General features: G+C 56.2%; 17 protein-coding genes. 11 read left to right on the forward strand and 6 right to left on the reverse strand.

Translation table 11 applies throughout. The features are described 5' to 3' along the window. Positions 1 to 92 precede the first annotated feature (92 nt). The 3 genes from LDK53_RS01555 to umuC all read left to right on the forward strand — a co-directional run bounded on the left by LDK53_RS01555 (position 93) and on the right by umuC (position 2,799). Positions 93 to 959, forward strand: a complete 867-nt coding sequence (locus tag LDK53_RS01555) for an aldo/keto reductase family oxidoreductase (RefSeq protein ID WP_225283639.1) — start codon at positions 93 to 95, stop codon at positions 957 to 959. A 159-nt stretch (positions 960 to 1,118) separates the two neighbouring features. Beyond that, complete coding sequence (gene umuD, locus LDK53_RS01560; protein ID WP_225283640.1) at positions 1,119 to 1,553, forward strand: translesion error-prone DNA polymerase V autoproteolytic subunit; 435 nt, start codon at positions 1,119 to 1,121, stop codon at positions 1,551 to 1,553. Beyond that, positions 1,537 to 2,799 carry a translesion error-prone DNA polymerase V subunit UmuC gene (gene umuC, locus LDK53_RS01565; RefSeq protein ID WP_225283652.1) on the forward strand — a complete coding sequence of 421 codons (1,263 nt, stop codon included), beginning with the start codon at positions 1,537 to 1,539 and terminating at the stop codon, positions 2,797 to 2,799. The genes umuD and umuC overlap by 17 nt, the downstream gene beginning before the upstream one ends. 8 nt (positions 2,800 to 2,807) lie before the next feature. On the opposite strand, the gene LDK53_RS01570 is transcribed toward umuC, so the two are convergent. Together LDK53_RS01570 and LDK53_RS01575 are read right to left on the reverse strand one after the other, a co-directional pair. Further along, positions 2,808 to 3,077: a hypothetical protein gene (locus tag LDK53_RS01570; RefSeq protein ID WP_225283654.1), complete on the reverse strand. Its 270-nt coding sequence runs from the start codon at positions 3,075 to 3,077 to the stop codon at positions 2,808 to 2,810. Positions 3,078 to 3,160: 83 nt separating this feature from the next. Continuing rightward, positions 3,161 to 4,048 (reverse strand): LysR family transcriptional regulator, encoded by an 888-nt coding sequence (locus tag LDK53_RS01575; RefSeq protein WP_225283656.1) that lies wholly within the window; start codon positions 4,046 to 4,048, stop codon positions 3,161 to 3,163. Between the two features lie 97 nt (positions 4,049 to 4,145). Between LDK53_RS01575 and LDK53_RS01580 the strand changes: the two genes are divergently transcribed. Continuing rightward, positions 4,146 to 5,201 carry an SDR family oxidoreductase gene (locus tag LDK53_RS01580; protein ID WP_225283658.1) on the forward strand — a complete coding sequence of 352 codons (1,056 nt, stop codon included), beginning with the start codon at positions 4,146 to 4,148 and terminating at the stop codon, positions 5,199 to 5,201. A 75-nt stretch (positions 5,202 to 5,276) separates the two neighbouring features. Next, positions 5,277 to 5,723: a hypothetical protein gene (locus tag LDK53_RS01585; RefSeq protein ID WP_225283659.1), complete on the forward strand. Its 447-nt coding sequence runs from the start codon at positions 5,277 to 5,279 to the stop codon at positions 5,721 to 5,723. Between the two features lie 66 nt (positions 5,724 to 5,789). Here the strand turns inward: LDK53_RS01585 and LDK53_RS01590 are convergent, their stop codons facing one another. After that, on the reverse strand, positions 5,790 to 6,770 hold the full coding sequence (locus tag LDK53_RS01590) for an NAD(P)H-dependent flavin oxidoreductase (RefSeq protein WP_025758593.1): 981 nt from the start codon (positions 6,768 to 6,770) through the stop codon (positions 5,790 to 5,792). Between the two features lie 135 nt (positions 6,771 to 6,905). On the opposite strand from LDK53_RS01590, the gene LDK53_RS01595 reads away from it, so the two are divergent. Then, positions 6,906 to 7,790 carry a LysR family transcriptional regulator gene (locus LDK53_RS01595; RefSeq protein ID WP_225283670.1) on the forward strand — a complete coding sequence of 295 codons (885 nt, stop codon included), beginning with the start codon at positions 6,906 to 6,908 and terminating at the stop codon, positions 7,788 to 7,790. Here the strand turns inward: LDK53_RS01595 and LDK53_RS01600 are convergent. Beyond that, complete coding sequence (locus LDK53_RS01600) at positions 7,762 to 9,207, reverse strand: PLP-dependent aminotransferase family protein (protein WP_225283673.1); 1,446 nt, start codon at positions 9,205 to 9,207, stop codon at positions 7,762 to 7,764. The two genes, LDK53_RS01595 and LDK53_RS01600, sit on opposite strands and share 29 nt — an antisense overlap. Before the next feature lie 96 nt (positions 9,208 to 9,303). Here LDK53_RS01600 and LDK53_RS01605 point away from each other — a divergent pair, with 96 nt between their 5' ends. Next, positions 9,304 to 10,071 carry an arylamine N-acetyltransferase family protein gene (locus tag LDK53_RS01605; protein ID WP_225283675.1) on the forward strand — a complete coding sequence of 256 codons (768 nt, stop codon included), beginning with the start codon at positions 9,304 to 9,306 and terminating at the stop codon, positions 10,069 to 10,071. A 383-nt stretch (positions 10,072 to 10,454) separates the two neighbouring features. Here the strand turns inward: LDK53_RS01605 and yajD are convergent, their stop codons facing one another. After that, positions 10,455 to 10,802, reverse strand: a complete 348-nt coding sequence (gene yajD / locus LDK53_RS01610; RefSeq protein ID WP_003857471.1) for an HNH nuclease YajD — start codon at positions 10,800 to 10,802, stop codon at positions 10,455 to 10,457. 178 nt (positions 10,803 to 10,980) lie between these two features. Here yajD and LDK53_RS01615 point away from each other — a divergent pair, with 178 nt between their 5' ends. Together LDK53_RS01615 and LDK53_RS01620 are read left to right on the forward strand one after the other, a co-directional pair. Further along, positions 10,981 to 12,006 (forward strand): LLM class flavin-dependent oxidoreductase, encoded by a 1,026-nt coding sequence (locus LDK53_RS01615; RefSeq protein ID WP_225283684.1) that lies wholly within the window; start codon positions 10,981 to 10,983, stop codon positions 12,004 to 12,006. A 28-nt stretch (positions 12,007 to 12,034) separates the two neighbouring features. Further along, positions 12,035 to 12,982, forward strand: a complete 948-nt coding sequence (locus LDK53_RS01620) for a zinc-dependent alcohol dehydrogenase family protein (protein ID WP_225283686.1) — start codon at positions 12,035 to 12,037, stop codon at positions 12,980 to 12,982. A gap of 3 nt (positions 12,983 to 12,985) precedes the next feature. On the opposite strand, the gene LDK53_RS01625 is transcribed toward LDK53_RS01620, so the two are convergent. After that, the gene (locus LDK53_RS01625) at positions 12,986 to 14,020 is read right to left on the reverse strand and encodes an AI-2E family transporter (RefSeq protein ID WP_047958429.1); all 1,035 of its coding nucleotides are present in this window, start codon (positions 14,018 to 14,020) and stop codon (positions 12,986 to 12,988) included. 421 nt (positions 14,021 to 14,441) lie between these two features. Between LDK53_RS01625 and mdtJ the strand changes: the two genes are divergently transcribed. After that, the gene (mdtJ, locus tag LDK53_RS01630; RefSeq protein ID WP_025758605.1) at positions 14,442 to 14,804 is read left to right on the forward strand and encodes a multidrug/spermidine efflux SMR transporter subunit MdtJ; all 363 of its coding nucleotides are present in this window, start codon (positions 14,442 to 14,444) and stop codon (positions 14,802 to 14,804) included. After that, positions 14,791 to 15,120 (forward strand): multidrug/spermidine efflux SMR transporter subunit MdtI, encoded by a 330-nt coding sequence (gene mdtI / locus LDK53_RS01635; RefSeq protein ID WP_025758607.1) that lies wholly within the window; start codon positions 14,791 to 14,793, stop codon positions 15,118 to 15,120. Before mdtJ ends, mdtI begins: the two co-directional genes overlap by 14 nt. Positions 15,121 to 15,202: the final 82 nt, after the last annotated feature.

Genomic DNA, 15,202 nt, shown 5'->3' on the forward strand with positions numbered 1-15,202 from the left:
GAATTTAAACTTTAATTTAACTCGCGCTTAACTCAGGGGCCCGTGAGGGAACCTGTTGTAAACCCGGATCATTTTTTATGAGGAAGGTCAACATGAGCAGTATTGATAAAAGCGGGACGTACGCGCTCGGAACGCGAACGGTTAAACGACTGGGCTATGGTGCGATGCAGCTGGCCGGGCCGGGCGTCTTTGGGCCGCCGAAGGATAAAAATGCCGCGCTGGAGGTGTTACGTGAAGCCGTGGCGGCGGGGGTAAACCACATTGATACCAGTGATTTTTATGGCCCTCATGTGACTAACCAGCTGATCCGCGAGGCGCTTCATCCGTACCGGGACGATCTGACGATTGTGACCAAAATTGGCGCCCGTCGCGACAGCAAAGGTGCCTGGCTACCTGCCTTTTCCGCACAGGAGCTGACGCAGGCGGTGCATGACAACCTGCGTAATATGCAGCTGGATGTGCTGGACGTGGTGAATCTGCGGATCATGTTTAGCGCGCACGGGCCGGCGGAAGGATCGATTGCTGAACCGCTTTCCACCCTGGCAGAGCTCCAGCAGCAGGGGCTGGTGCGTCACATTGGCCTGAGCAACGTCACGGCCACTCAGGTTGCGGAAGCGCAGAAAATGGTGCCGGTGGTGTGCGTGCAGAACATGTACAACATTGTGAACCGGGGGGACGATGCGCTGGTGGATCTGCTGGCGCAGCAGGGGATTGCGTATGTGCCATTCTTCCCGTTAGGCGGCTTTACGCCACTGCAATCTTCCGGGCTGCAGGCGGTCGCCGACTCGCTGGGCGCAACGCCAATGCAGGTTGCGCTGGCATGGCTGCTGCAACGTTCCCCGAATATCCTGCTGATCCCGGGCACCTCTTCCGTGGCGCATCTGCGGCAAAACCTCGCGGCGGGCGACCTGCAGCTGCCGCCTGACGCACTGGAAACATTGAATACGCTTATGGACTGATCGTCACAGGCGCGAAGCCCGACATGTGCTTTTGGGCTTTGCGCGTTTTAAATCTTCTGACACTTCAACGCGTTTGGGTTCGCTTCCGGAAATGACCTTGATCCTTTGCCATAATCCGTAATACTGTATTTATATACAGTATCTGGCGAGAAAGGCATTATGGACACTCTCTTTTCTTATCATCCAAACCAATACATTGAATTACCTTTATTTTTAGAGCGTGTAGCCTGTGGTTTCCCCAGTCCGGCGCAGGATTATGTGGAGGATCGTCTCGATCTTAACCGGCTGGCAGTGAGACACCCCAGTGCGACCTATTTTATCAAGGTGAGTGGAGACTCCATGATTGGCGCAGGGATTGGCGACGGCGATCTGCTGGTTGTCGACCGTGCGTTAACTGCCGGGCATGGGGATATCGTTGTGGCCTCGGTCGCCGGAGAGTTTACGGTGAAGGAGTTACAGACTCGTCCGGTTCTGCGGCTGCTGCCACATAACGTTCGCTATCAGCCCATTACCTTTCAGTCCGAAGAGGAGCTGCAGATCTTCGGCGTCGTCACCCACACCCTCAAAACGCATAAACATGTTCGCGCTGGTTGATGTAAATAGCTTTTATGCCTCCTGCGAGAAGGTGTTCCGCCCCGATCTGGAGGGGAAGCCCATCGTGGTGGTTTCCAATAACGACGGCTGCATTATTTCACTGTCGCGGGAGGCAAAGCAGTTCGGCATAAAAATGGGTGAGCCGTATTTTAAATTCAAAGAGAAGCGTTTTCCGTCACGGGTTTACGTGTTTAGTTCAAACTATGCGCTGTATGCCGATCTCAGCAGTCGGGTGATGCAGACGCTGACCGATCTCGCCCCGGCAATAGAGATTTACTCCATTGATGAGGCGTTCGTGAACGTTTCAGGGGTCAGTAACTGCCTGGCGCTGGAAGCATTCGGTCACCAGATGCGCACGCAGGTCTTTAAAAATACGGGCTTAACCGTTGGCGTCGGTATTGCCCCGACGAAAACGCTGGCAAAGCTGGCCAACTATGCAGCGAAGCGGTGGTCCGGCACTGGCGGCGTGGTCGATCTGTCGGATCGCGAGCGGCAGCGGAAACTGCTGGCAAAGGTTCCGGTTGAGGAGGTGTGGGGCGTAGGGCGGCGCATCACGAAAAAGCTTAACGCGATGGGAATAACCACGGCGCTGGAGCTGGCGGAAGCATCCTCCTGGGTCATTCGCAAACATTTTAACGTGGTGCTGGAACGTACGGCGCGCGAGCTTCGCGGGGAGCCCTGTCTTGATCTGGAGGAGTACACCCCCACGAAGCAGCAAATTATCTGTAGCCGTTCGTTTGGCCACCGTATAACCCAATACGAAGAGATGCACCAGGCGATTTGCGCCTATGCGGAACGTGCCGCAGAGAAACTGCGCGGCGAGCATCAGTATTGTCGTTTTATCAGCGTGTTTGTGCGGACCAGTCCGCATGCGGACAACGAAATTTATTATGGCAATCAGGCCTCTGTCACCCTGATGACGCCCACCAATGACTCGCGGGATATTATCCGTGCCGCCACGGAGGCGCTGGGGCGAATCTGGCTCGACGGGTATCGCTATATGAAAGCCGGGGTGATGCTGGCGGACTTTTTCAGCAGCGGCGTCGCGCAGCTTAATTTGTTTGACGATAACCGTCTGCGCGCCAACAGCGCGGCGCTGATGGAGATGATCGACAGCGTAAATCACTCCGGCAAAGGGAAGATCTGGTTTGCGGGGCAGGGTATGGAGAAAGCCTGGGCAATGAAGCGCGAGATGCTGTCACCGGCTTATACAACGCGGTACGCGGATTTGCCGGTGGCGAAGTAATAGTGGCGCTATTTCTTTTGCGTCAGCCAGGTTGCCGCGGCCGTCAGCACGCCGATCCACGGCATTTCACCCGCACCTGCCAGGAAATTATGGCGATCGATGTCATTATTTTTACGAATATCAGCAAGGCGGGTAAGCGCCGTTTTCTCATTCGCGGCGCCGATCTCCTCAAACTGTTTTTCAAACCCCTGAGCGATGAGTTGCGCGGCCGCGTCGATATTTTCGCTCTCGATCGCAATCAGGTTCGTGCCTTTTTGGAAAAAACGGTAATCCTGCATACGTGCTCCAGTAAGAGGAGGTTAGGATGAAAATACACTATGCCTTGCGGTTAAAAAAAGCACGCGATTTGCGCAAGCAACGTTTAGCTTTTCTTTACGATTTCAGGCAGTAATTGCTCAATCACGCCCACGACGCTGCGGACGCGTTGTGGAATAAAGCGCGCGTCGGGATAGACGGCATAGAGAACGCGGTCGGGTAACCGCCAGCCGGGCAATACCGGCACCAGCGTGCCGGCCTGCAGTGCGCGGGCCGCAAGCGGGCGCTGCATGCCGCCGATCCCGATGCCTGCCTCCAGCGCCTGTAACAGCGCGTCGCTGGTATTGGCCCGGAAAACGGTATTCACCTTCACCTCGAGGGTTTCCTCAGCAGCAATCAGCCTCAACGGAACATCCGGCGGGATGCCGCTAAACCGTACGTGCGGCAGCGTCGCGAGTTCGCTGACGTCGTCCACCGCCTGAAAACCGGGGGCGGCAAACAGAGCCGTTTCAATACGCGCCAGCACGCGAGCCGCATGCGCCTGCGGGGGCTCGCTGCTCAGCCGTATCGCCACATCCACACCCTCCGTCACCAGATCGGCAATCCGGTCATCAAGAGAAATCATCAGATGCAGTTCGGGATGCAGGCGTTGCAGTGTCAGTAAATGGGGCAACACAATCTGCCCCAGGCCGCTTGGCAGCTGGACGTGCACGCTGCCCTGAAACTGGTGGTCGACGGGATTGAGCCGCCTCTCCGCTTCCCGCATGGCGTCCAGCAGCAGCTGCATGTCCCGACGATAACGCTCCCCCTGCTCGGTCAGCTTCATGGTGCGCGTTGTTCGGTGCAGTAACACCACGCCGAGCTCCTGCTCAAGGGCGGCGATCTGCTGGCTAACGGCAGATTGTTTCATTCCGCTCTGGCGGGCGGCTGCAGAAAAGGATCCTGCCTGCGCGACACAGAGAAAAGTGGAAATGGCGTTGAGCTTGTTATTCATTTAATGGTTTTTCTGATAGGTGTCATCGGAATGAGGGGGTATCCGCTAAAAAAATAATATATGACACTGCATCTGTCACTCATTCTGGAGAAACACCATGAATAAAAGAGAGCAACAAAACGTCGCGTTGGTCGCGGGGGCCAGCGGCATTGTCGGCAGACAGCTTGTCAGGACGCTCCTGCATCACAAGTGGGAGGTGATCGGCCTCAGTCGCCACGACGTCACCCATCCGGATGGCATTCCGATGGTGAACGTCGATTTACTGGATGCGCAGGACAGCGCCCGGGCGCTGCGCGTCCTGGAGGGCATCACTCATCTCTTTTACAGCGCCTGGGCGAACGCGGCGAACTGGACGGACATGGTCGAGCCGAACGTTACAATGCTGCGTAATCTGGTCAGCACGCTTGAAAAAACGGCGCCTTTGCAGACGGTAAGCCTGATGCAGGGATACAAAGTCTACGGTGCACATCTGGGGCCGTTTAAAACCCCGGCGCGCGAAAGCGATCCCGGCGTGCCGGGGGCGGAATTTAACGCCGCGCAACTCACCTGGCTCAGCCAGTTTCAGCGCGGGAAACGCTGGCACTGGAACGCCATCAGGCCGGGCGTGGTGGGAAGTTCAGTGCCGGGCAATACCATGAACCTTGCGCTGAGCATCGCCCTGTACGCTTCGCTGTGCAAGGCTCAGGGGTTACCGCTGCGTTTTCCCGGTTCGGAACAGACCTGGCACAGTATTGTTGACCATACCGACGCCGGGCTGCTGGCCGAAGCCACCCTATGGGCCGCCACGTCACCTGCGGCACAGAATCAGGCATTCAACGTGAATAATGGCGATATCTGGCGCTGGAGTGAGCTGTGGCCGCGCATCGCTCGCTGGTTTGAGCTGGACACTGCGCCGCCGGTGAGGTTGTCATTTCGCCAGCTGTTTACGGATTATCGCGACGTCTGGCGCGAGCTTGCCGGGGAACGGCTGGTGGAAGCGGATATTCTGAAACTGAGCGACGGGCAGTTTGCCGATTTCGTCTTTAGCTGGCATTACGACATGTTCGGTGACGGGAGCAAACTCCGGCGGTCGGGCTTCACGCGAATGCAGGCGACCGATGAGATGTTTTTCAGCCTGTTCGCGCAGCTGAGAGCCTCGCGGATTATTCCCTGACGCTAAGGGTTGTTGTCATCAACGATCGGCGCGTTATACTCACGTCTTGAGAATCATGTAGGGTGGGGCAGGGATATGCACGAGAGCCTAAAAATAATATCAGTCGCGCTGCCCCTCATTGCGCTTTTCATATTGTCCGGATTTTTTGTCATACGTATTCGTCAGGCAAAACGCATCATTACAGACCGCAACGGGATGAAAAAAATATCCGCTAACCCGTCAATATTTGGCGGGAATGCAGGTAAAACCTGGTTTTATGATGACCAGTTTTTATATGAAATTAAAAATAACGCCACCCGTAAAATTGCGCTGGCGAATATCATTAAGATCGGGCCGGGGAATACCGAGATAAATAGCAGACGGGTCTGGATTGTTATTTACCGTGACGGTGCTAATGAAAAGCAGGTGCAGTTTTATAACAATCTTACCCTCTGGAATCATAACTTCACGGCTTTTCTGGCAGCGGTAAAAAGAGCCAATCCTGACGCTGTCGTGAAAGAACGCTCATTGCTCAATTTATGAAAAACAACCGCAGACGGTTTGCGGACGCCGCCCGTGGGCAGCGTCCGGAGCATCAGGGTTAAGGGCTTACTCAACCGTTAACGCATTAACCACCTCGGCCACGCTTTTCACGCTGTGAATATTTCCAATTCCCGTGCCGAGCGCGATATAGCCCTCATCGGTGTTATTTTCCAGCATGCCCAGGCGCAGGCCCCGTAAACCTCCCATCGCCTTGCCCAGCGCTTCGTTGCTTGCGCCAGCTTTATCCATCGCTGCCAGTTTTTCCGCCAGCCTGCCGGGAAGAGAGCGGTAGTAATGGGGGACGGTGCGGAAAAGCAGTAAATCGAGACCGTTGGCGGCAACAATTTTATCTTTGACCCCCTGCGGCACGCGGCTTTCTTCCGTACTGATAAACACCGAGCCGGCAAATACGCCTTCAGCGCCTAAGGTGTGCGCCGCTCTGGCGGTGCGATTATCGGTAATGCCGCCCGCCGCCATCACCGGAATATGCTTCACGGCATCGGCAATCAGCGGCACGATGGAAAAGGTGCCAAGCGCCGTGGCGGGTAACGTTCCGCCCTCATCAAAACCGGTGGCAACGATAATGTCTGCCCCCGCGTCTTCTGCGAGGCGGGTGTTTTCCGGGGTGGGGTTGATGTCGCGGTAGATAATGGCGATACCCGCCTCTTTTAGCTCGCTGAACAGCGCCGGAATAATGCTGCCTTCCCCATAGCCCGTATACACAACGGCCCTGACGCCTTCCTCTTTCACCACCTGAAGGATAGGGCCTGTCCAGACGTCGTTAACGGCCGTGGGGATCAGGTTCACGCCAAAGGGCTTTTCGGTCAGCCGCTTCGTTTTACGAATCTCTTCCCGCATTTTTTCGGCGGTCTCTTCCGGCGTGGAGACCGCGGTGTCGGCGGTTAAGCCGGCGTTGGGGCCCAGCACGCCAAGCCCGCCGGCATTGCTGACTGCAGCGACTAAGCGGGCGTCAGTGAGCCAGGATAGCGGTCCCTGAATAACAGGTTTTTCGATGCCCAGGATCTGACAGATACGGTTATTTTTCACAGCAGACTCTCCCTTACGTTTGAATGGAAGAGAGTGTAGGGCGCAAGATTGTTAGGAAAAATAGCCAAAAATATTCATCACTGTTATAAAATTAATAACAATAATCTTATCCTGCTTACGGCAAAAGCATCCCTTATGCAAATAAACCTCTTTGAATCCATAAGAATTTTTATTGAGATTGTCGAATCAGGGAGCCTTACCCAGGCGGCGGAGAATCTGCGGGTCCATCGCCCGGCCGTCACCAAAGCGTTGCAGCTACTGGAGCAGCACAGCGGCCCGCGGCTACTGCAACGCACCACGCGTCGGATTAGCCTGACCCCGGATGGAGAAGCATTTTATCGCCGGAGTAAACCCCTGCTGGCGCAGGCGGACGAATTACTGGAATCGTTTGGCGCCGATCGGCCGATACACGGCCAGCTGCGAATCGATATGCCCATCTCGTTTGCGGCGTTGCGGGTGATACCCAACCTGCCTGATTTTTATCGCCAGCATCCCGAGATTGACATCATTCTGAGCAGCTCGGACCGCCGTCGGGATATGCTGCGGGATGGGCTGGACTGTGTGCTGCGGGTGGGCGAGCTGGACGACGGCGATTATATCGCGCGTAAAATCGGGAACATTAAAATTACGACCTGTGCCAGTCCGGCCTGGCTGGCACAACACGGTACGCCAGAAACGCTGGATGATTTGCGAAAGCATCAGGCCATCAACTGGATTAATAACAGCAGCAGACACATTCAGCCGTGGACGTTTACCACGCCAGAAGGCGTCGCGGAGATCGCGCTACCCGGTAAGCTCGTGGTGGATAACTCCGAGGCCTACATCGCGGCAGGCCTGGCCGGGCTGGGATTAATGCAGGGGATGAACCTCTTTCTCCAGCCTTACCTTGACCGCGGTCTTCTGGTTGAAGTCCTGCCAGACTATCGCTCCCCGGATCGCAAGCTGTCACTGCTCTACCCACACCGCCATCTCTCCCGCAAGGTGCGGGTCTTTACCGAGTGGCTGGAGAGTCTGGTGTGAAAACAGCCAGCGTGTGACACAGCGCGCCAATTTGTTCGACGGCGTTCAGCAGGCGGGGTGTCGGTTCGTTTGCGCAGTTCAGCCGCAGAAAATGCGTTAATTCTGCCCCCGGGGAAAACAGGGGGCCAGGGCTGACGCCGATGCCCAGCGCCAGCGCGCGGCGATGCACCTCCAGCGCGTTGACCTGCTGAGGGAGTTCTACCCACAGCAGAAAACCGGCTGCGGGTACGTTAAGGCGCGTACCAGGTGGAAAACTGGCTTCGACTCGCGCCACGACGGCGCGTATTCCCGCTGCGATCCGGCGCTTTAGCCGGCGCAGGTGACGATCGTAGTCGCCGCTTGCCAGCACCTCACTCGTCGCGGCTTCCAGCAGCGGCGTGCCTGCCCAGTCTCCTGCCATGCGGGTCTGTAAGACCTGAGTGTGGTAGCGTCCGGCGGCAATCCAGCCGATTCGCCAGCCCGGGGCAAGCGTTTTAGACAGGGAACTGCAGTAAATCACATTTCCGCTCTGGTCGAACGCCTTACAGGCAGGCGGACGCTGCCCTTCGCCGACCAGGTCTCCGTAGACATCGTCCTCAATCAAAGGAATCCCTGCGCCTTCAAGCAGGGCAACCAGTTCCTGCTTGCGCGCGACGGGCATACTGGCGCCCAGCGGATTTTGCACGGTGGGTGAGGCCAGTACGGCTGCGGGACGGTGGCAGCGTATGGCGTCTGCCAGCGGTTCCAGTAACAGACCTTCAACAGGATCGGTAGGGATTTCTAAGGCCTTCAGGCCTAAATCTTCCAGCAGCAGGAGCGTGCCAAAGTAGGCTGGCTGTTCAATCGCCACGACATCCCCAGGCTGACACACTGCCCGCAGGGCCAGGCGTAGCGCCTGCGTCGCGCCCGCGGTGATAATAAGATCGTCCGCGCCGAACCGGGCTCCCCACTGCGCAGCCCGCGCGGCAATCTTACTTCGCAAATCTCCCCTTCCCGGAGGCAGGCTATAGCTCTGCCCGTGCGCGTCCAGACGACGCCCCGCGGAGTGCAACGCCCGTTGCAGCGCATCACCCGGCAGCCACGCAGGATCGGGCAGGGCGGCGCCCAGCGGGATCAGACGAGCCTCTGCACTGCTGAACAGCGATCGGGCCACGGCGGACATAGTGACAGGGACCGGGCCTGACGGGGAACGGGAGGGTTCCACGCGCGGAGGGAGGCGGGTCTGATGGACGTAATAACCTGAACGTGGCCGCGCAACAATCAGCCCTTCCGCCTCGAGACAGCGAAGGGCTTCCAGCGCCGTCGGGAGACTAACGCACTCGCGTTCGGCCAGTTTACGTGCGGAGATCATGCGGTCACCGACTTGCAATGCGCCAGAAGAGAGCGTGAGGCGCAACATCTCAGCAATACGGCGATAGTGTGGGGACGGGGCAGACATGGGTATCTGTTCAGGCTAATTTTCGATAAAACTGACTATACAGCCAATGATGTGCGCCATCTATAGTGTCCGACATGTTCATGACAAGGAGGCATTATGCACAGCGAAAATTTCGACATTTCTTCCTATTTCAAACGCATAAACTACAGCGGACCGGCGGCTGCCGATACGGCTACCCTGCATGCCCTTATGCGTCATCAGCTCTTTTCAGTCCCGTTTGAAAATCTGGACGTGCAGGCGGGCAAAATTGTCTCTCTGGCGCCAGACGACATTGCCGATAAAGTGTTAAAGAAAGGGCGCGGAGGCTACTGCTATGAGGTGAACGGGCTTTTTGCCATGGCGCTGGCGGCGTTAGGTATCCCTTACCGTTTCGTGGCGGCGCGCCCGATGTTCTACCCCGTGCGGAGGCCGAAAACCCATATGGCGTTAATCGCCGAAGTGGAGAACCGACAGTGGCTTTGCGATCTTGGCTTTGGCAGCTACGGCATCCGCGCCCCGATGGCGCTGGACACGCTTGATGTGGATATCACGCAGGATTTCGACACGTTTCGACTCAGCCGTAGCGCGGAGGGCGAATATCTTCTTCAGGCGAAGGTTGAGGGTGAGTGGGCCCGTCAGTACGGCTTCGATCTTACCCCTCAGGAGTGGATTGATTTCGTCCCGGCCAACTACCTTAACTCCACGCATCCTGACGCTATTTTTGTGCAGAAACTGGTGGTGGTGCAGCATTGCCCGGAAGGGCGCCAGATTTTACTGGGCGATATGCTGAAAACCATCACGGCGAACGGCACTGAAACGCAGCGGCTGGCGGAGGAGGACATACGCCATGTCCTGAAAGACCGTTTTGCACTGACCGCCGCGTAATCTGTAGGGGCAACCGCCGCAATCACCTGGACATTTTACCCAGGGAAAGGGTCAGGCAAAGAGTCCCTTAATAAGCATCCAGAAAAGAGAGAGCAGGCAGAGGATTTGTACCGTCCGCAATGACCACAGTTGAAAACGCCATTGATACCGCTCCCGGGCATCGGCTTCTGCGATCGGGCCTGTGGCGTCGGCGGCGTCCGCGGCGTTTTTCCTTATGCGGCGCAGAAAATCATGACACAGCCAGACCAGAAGTATGAGGCTAATTATTCTCGTGAAAAGTAAACCGTAGGCGGTATAAAACGTATCCCAGTAGCAGTGGAGGGTATCCAAGGCTAATATCCTTTTCCTGAGCCGCCCATACGGCAGGTATGGGCGGTGAATGATTACTTCTTCTTATCCATCATCGCCTTTAAATCAGCAAACGGGTTAAACGTGGCGACGCCCACGTCTTTTTGCGCGTCTTCCCCGGCAACCACGGTAGTACCGTACTGATCCGCTTCGGTGTATTTCGAATGTTCGTGATCGTGGCAAAACAGGCACAGCAGCTCCCAGTTGCTGCCATCTTCCGGGTTGTTGGTATGGTCGTGATCGATATGGTGAACCGTGAGTTCACGCAGATTGGAATAGACAAACTCCCGCGAGCAGCGTCCACACACCCAGGGATAGATTTTTAATGCTTTTTCGCGATAGCCGCTTTCCAGCCGCGCGTAGTTTTTGGGGATCAAAGCCATTGCCGGTTTTACCTGCCATAAAAAGAGTGGGGAATAGTATATCCCATAACGTTGCGTCGTGACGAACCCGTCAGTTATGTCAATTTATTTGAACCATTCCGTTAAATAAACGGCATTTATTCTTAGCGGGTAATGCGTAAAGTGGACAGCACGCAACGCATTCTCAGGACACATCGTAATGAAAAAGATCGGGTTTTTATCGTTTGGTCACTGGACACCTTCTCCGCAGTCCGGCACGCGCTCAGCGGCAGATACGCTGCTGCAGTCCATCGATTTAGCCGTGGCGGCTGAAGAGCTGGGGGCTGACGGCGCCTATTTCCGCGTACACCACTTCGCCCGACAGCTTAGCTCGCCGTTTCCTCTGCTGGCCGCCATTGGCGCAAAAACGAAAACCATCGAAATCGGTACGGGCGTGATTGATATGCGTTACGAAAATCCGCTGTATATGGCCGAGGATGCGGGCGCGGCGGACCTCATTTCCGGTGGACGTTTGCAGCTTGGCATTAGCCGCGGCTCTCCGGAACAGGTTATTGATGGCTGGCGTCATTTCGGCTATGTCCCGCAGGAAGGGGAAAGCGAATCGGATATGGCGCGCCGCCATACCGAAGTGCTGCTTGATGTGCTGCGCGGTGAAGGGTTTGCCAAACCAAATCCGCAGCCGATGTTTCCGAATCCGCCGGGGCTGCTGCGCCTGGAGCCCTATTCCGAAGGGCTGCGCGAGCGTATCTGGTGGGGCGCCGGTTCAAATGCGACGGCAGTGTGGGCGGCAAAGCTGGGCATGAATCTGCAAAGTTCAACCCTGAAAGACGATGAAACCGGTGAGCCGTTCCATATTCAGCAGGCAAAACAGATCCGCGCCTACCGTCAGGCCTGGAAAGAGGCCGGACATACGCGCGAGCCGAGGGTGTCGGTGAGCCGCAGCATTTTTGCATTAATGGACGACCGCGACCGGATGTACTTCGGCACCAGCCGCAACGACAGCGACAGCGTGGGTTACCTGGATGAGAAAACGCGCGCCATCTTCGGGCGCAGCTATGCCGCGGAGCCGGATACGCTCATTGAACAGCTGAAAAAGGACGAGGCGATTGCCGAGGCCGATACGCTCTTACTGACCGTGCCGAACCAGCTCGGTGTGGATTATAATGCGCACGTGATTGAGTCCATTCTCAAACATGTCGCACCGGCAATGGGCTGGCGCGAGTAGTTGTTACGCTAGCAGCCGTGAGATCGTTATGGAAAACCTGGCCCTCTGGTATCGCCGTTTTGGCGAGCCAGAATCTGTTCTGCAACCTGAAACCGCGTCATTGGGGGCGCTAGCACCGGGTCATCTCCGTGTCCGGATGCTGTTTTCGCCAGTCAATGCGTCCGATCTCATTCCCATCACGGGCGCCTATCGGCACAGAACTCCGTTACCGGCGGTAGCGGGGTATGAAGGCGTCGGTGTCGTTACTCAGGCTCCCGCGTCGTTTGGTCATCTGCTGGGTAAACGTGTTCTGCCGCTGCGTGGGCAAGGCACCTGGCAGCGCTATGTTGATTGCCCGGCCGAGTATGCGATCCCCGTACCGGACACCATTGACGTGCATCTGGCCGCGCGGGCCTATATCAATCCGCTGGCGGCGCAGATGATGCTCACCCGCTACCCCGCTCAGGGAAAACGGGTGTTGCTTACGGCTGCAGGATCGGATTGCGGCATTCTGCTGGGGCAGTGGGCGCGTCAGGCGGGGGCGGAAGCGGTGTACGGTATTCACCGCTCTGCGGTTCATGCGCAACGGCTGGAGGCGATGGGGATCATTCCTGTTGCGCAGCATGACGCGCACAGAATCGGCACCGTCGCCGCACGCAGCGATATTGTCTACGATGCCACCGGCGGGCCGCTTGCGGAAGCGATCCTCAGCGTGATGCCCGGGCAGGGGATGTTTGTCTGCTACGGACTGCTCTCCGGCCAGACTTTCCGACAGCGAGGGCCCGAGCCACGCGTGGCGTGGTTCCATATCCGTAACGGTCTGGATGCGCTCAGCGCGGAGGCGTGGCGCGCGGAATTTGACCGCATCTGGCTTCGCCTGCCCGCCAGCCGGTACAGCGATGTCGCGGTATACCCCCTGGCAGAATGGCAGAGGGCGCTCAGCGCTTATCGCGAAGGTGGAAGGACCTGCAAGCCTCTCCTGTCAATGATGGACTGACCGCTACTGATGGCTCATATCGCTCAGCAGCACGGCGATACTTTGCCCGCCAGCCGTCTGTTCCAGGGCAATTTTGACGATGATGGTCAGCGGGACGGAGAGCAGCATCCCTACGGGCCCGAGCAGCCAGCCCCAGAATATCAGGGATAAAAAGACCACCAGCGTGGAGAGCCCCAGCCCTCGCCCCATCATGCGAGGCTCAAGAATATTGCCGAACACCAGATTGATCGCCAGATATCCGGCCAGCAGAACCAGCGCGTCATAGAACCCACTGAACACCAGCACCTGAAGGATAGGGGGGATCGCCGCCAGCACCGACCCGATGTTGGGAATATAGTTGAGCGCAAACGCCAGTAATCCCCAGACAAACGCAAAGCGGACGTCCAGCGCCAGCAGCATCAACCAGACGACAACGCCCGTCACCAGGCTAATAGCCGTTTTCAGCACCAGATAGCGGGAAACGCTGTCCAGCGCGCGTTGAATGGCCCCCATTCCCTCAACCGGCCGGACCATGATCTGCTGCAGCTTCGCCGGCAGCTGGGGCACCTCCAGCAGCATAAACACCACCGTTAAGAACAGCAGGAAAATGGAGGTCATGGCATTGGAAAGCTGCGTCAGCAGGCTGGTGACAACTGTCATGGCCGCATTGGGATCGATATATTTAAGGAGCTCTTCGACCGAGACTTCGATCCCTGCGCGCTGCAGCCAGGGTTCAATCTGCAGCAGCGGTATTGCCAGCGAAGAGCGGTATTTCGGTAGCGTTCGGGCCAGCTCATTCAGCGAAGTGCCGAGATAAGCCACCAGCAAGACCATGGCAATAATAATAATGCTGATAAGCAGCGTGATCGCCAGCACGCGCGGGATGCGTAGCCGCGTCATGCGCTGCACCAGCGGGTTAAGGATCACCGCAATAAACAGCGCCAGAATAAACGGCACAATGATGTCGGCGGCAACGCGAACGCCTGTCAGTATAATCACCAGCATGCCCAGCATGATGACAGTTTTTAACCCGTTCAGGGTAATGATGGGTTTGGCCATGGTGACTCCGCAATGTTCTTTTTATTTATAATAAAGGTGAAGGGCGATGCAATAAACTAACCAAAATCAAACGGGATGAGTAAAGAATTGCAAAGACTTTGAGTTAAATCCTGGCTTATGGTACAAATTTGGCGTGTTCAACTACCGAGGACAATTTTGATCCGCAAAGACGAGAAGCAACACCGCGGATAATTGTAATTTTATGGACAATATGTTCAGGACGTACTCTTCAAACCACACTGCTGTATTTTCCACCTCTTTTTACCTGCTTTCTGGTGAGCAACACTGGCGCACCGCACTATAGTCATATCTTCTGCCTGAGCTGGCGCTAAGCGCTTAGCTATCTGATTTCAATTCGTATTTTTTGGTTTGCTGCGTACAGCGAGCCACGATGGATTATATTCTCAAGCAGGAGAAGAACATGTTTTACTGGATCCTTTTAGCTCTGGCAATTATCGCGGAAATTACCGGCACGCTGTCGATGAAATGGGCAAGCGTCAGCGAGGGTAATACCGGATTTATTTTAATGCTGGTGATGATTTCCCTTTCTTATATTTTTCTCTCGTTTGCGGTGAAGAAGATTGCGCTGGGTGTCGCATATGCCCTGTGGGAAGGGATCGGCATTTTATTAATTACGCTGTTCAGCGTGCTTATATTTGACGAAACATTAACAACCATGAAGATCGCTGGCTTAACAACGCTGGTCGCGGGTATTGTGCTGATTAAATCGGGTACCCGTAAACCGACTAAACAGCTGAAGGAGCAGAACCATGCAACAGTTTGAGTGGGTTCATGCGGCCTGGCTGGGGCTTGCCATCGTGCTGGAAATTCTGGCGAACGTTCTGCTGAAATTCTCCGACGGTTTCCGTCGTAAAGTTTATGGCCTGCTGTCGATTGCCGCGGTGCTGGGGGCATTCAGCGCCCTGTCCCAGGCGGTCAAAGGGATCGACCTTTCGGTGGCCTATGCGCTGTGGGGCGGTTTTGGTATCGCCGCCACGCTGGCCGCAGGCTGGGTACTCTTCGGGCAGCGTTTAAATAACAAAGGCTGGATCGGGCTTATACTGCTGCTTGCCGGCATGATCATGATAAAACTCGCCTGACAGACTTCACGCCATGATTTACAGGCAGCGAAATTCGCTGCCTGTATTACGCTTAGAAAAGCAAAACCGTGAAGAGGATGGC

It is taken from the genome of Enterobacter sp. K16B (genome assembly GCF_020216105.1).
Classification (GTDB): Bacteria; Pseudomonadota; Gammaproteobacteria; order Enterobacterales; family Enterobacteriaceae; genus Enterobacter; species Enterobacter sichuanensis.

Coding starts and splice junctions, on each gene's coding strand:
- LDK53_RS01555 (WP_225283639.1), top strand. CDS start 93: ATGAGCAGTATTGATAAAAGCGGGACGTACGCGCTCGGAACGCGAACG.
- umuD (WP_225283640.1), top strand. CDS start 1,119: ATGGACACTCTCTTTTCTTATCATCCAAACCAATACATTGAATTACCT.
- umuC (WP_225283652.1), top strand. CDS start 1,537: ATGTTCGCGCTGGTTGATGTAAATAGCTTTTATGCCTCCTGCGAGAAG.
- LDK53_RS01570 (WP_225283654.1), bottom strand. CDS start 3,077: ATGCAGGATTACCGTTTTTTCCAAAAAGGCACGAACCTGATTGCGATC.
- LDK53_RS01575 (WP_225283656.1), bottom strand. CDS start 4,048: ATGAATAACAAGCTCAACGCCATTTCCACTTTTCTCTGTGTCGCGCAG.
- LDK53_RS01580 (WP_225283658.1), top strand. CDS start 4,146: ATGAATAAAAGAGAGCAACAAAACGTCGCGTTGGTCGCGGGGGCCAGC.
- LDK53_RS01585 (WP_225283659.1), top strand. CDS start 5,277: ATGCACGAGAGCCTAAAAATAATATCAGTCGCGCTGCCCCTCATTGCG.
- LDK53_RS01595 (WP_225283670.1), top strand. CDS start 6,906: ATGCAAATAAACCTCTTTGAATCCATAAGAATTTTTATTGAGATTGTC.
- LDK53_RS01600 (WP_225283673.1), bottom strand. CDS start 9,207: ATGTCTGCCCCGTCCCCACACTATCGCCGTATTGCTGAGATGTTGCGC.
- LDK53_RS01605 (WP_225283675.1), top strand. CDS start 9,304: ATGCACAGCGAAAATTTCGACATTTCTTCCTATTTCAAACGCATAAAC.
- yajD (WP_003857471.1), bottom strand. CDS start 10,802: ATGGCTTTGATCCCCAAAAACTACGCGCGGCTGGAAAGCGGCTATCGC.
- LDK53_RS01615 (WP_225283684.1), top strand. CDS start 10,981: ATGAAAAAGATCGGGTTTTTATCGTTTGGTCACTGGACACCTTCTCCG.
- LDK53_RS01620 (WP_225283686.1), top strand. CDS start 12,035: ATGGAAAACCTGGCCCTCTGGTATCGCCGTTTTGGCGAGCCAGAATCT.
- LDK53_RS01625 (WP_047958429.1), bottom strand. CDS start 14,020: ATGGCCAAACCCATCATTACCCTGAACGGGTTAAAAACTGTCATCATG.
- mdtJ (WP_025758605.1), top strand. CDS start 14,442: ATGTTTTACTGGATCCTTTTAGCTCTGGCAATTATCGCGGAAATTACC.
- mdtI (WP_025758607.1), top strand. CDS start 14,791: ATGCAACAGTTTGAGTGGGTTCATGCGGCCTGGCTGGGGCTTGCCATC.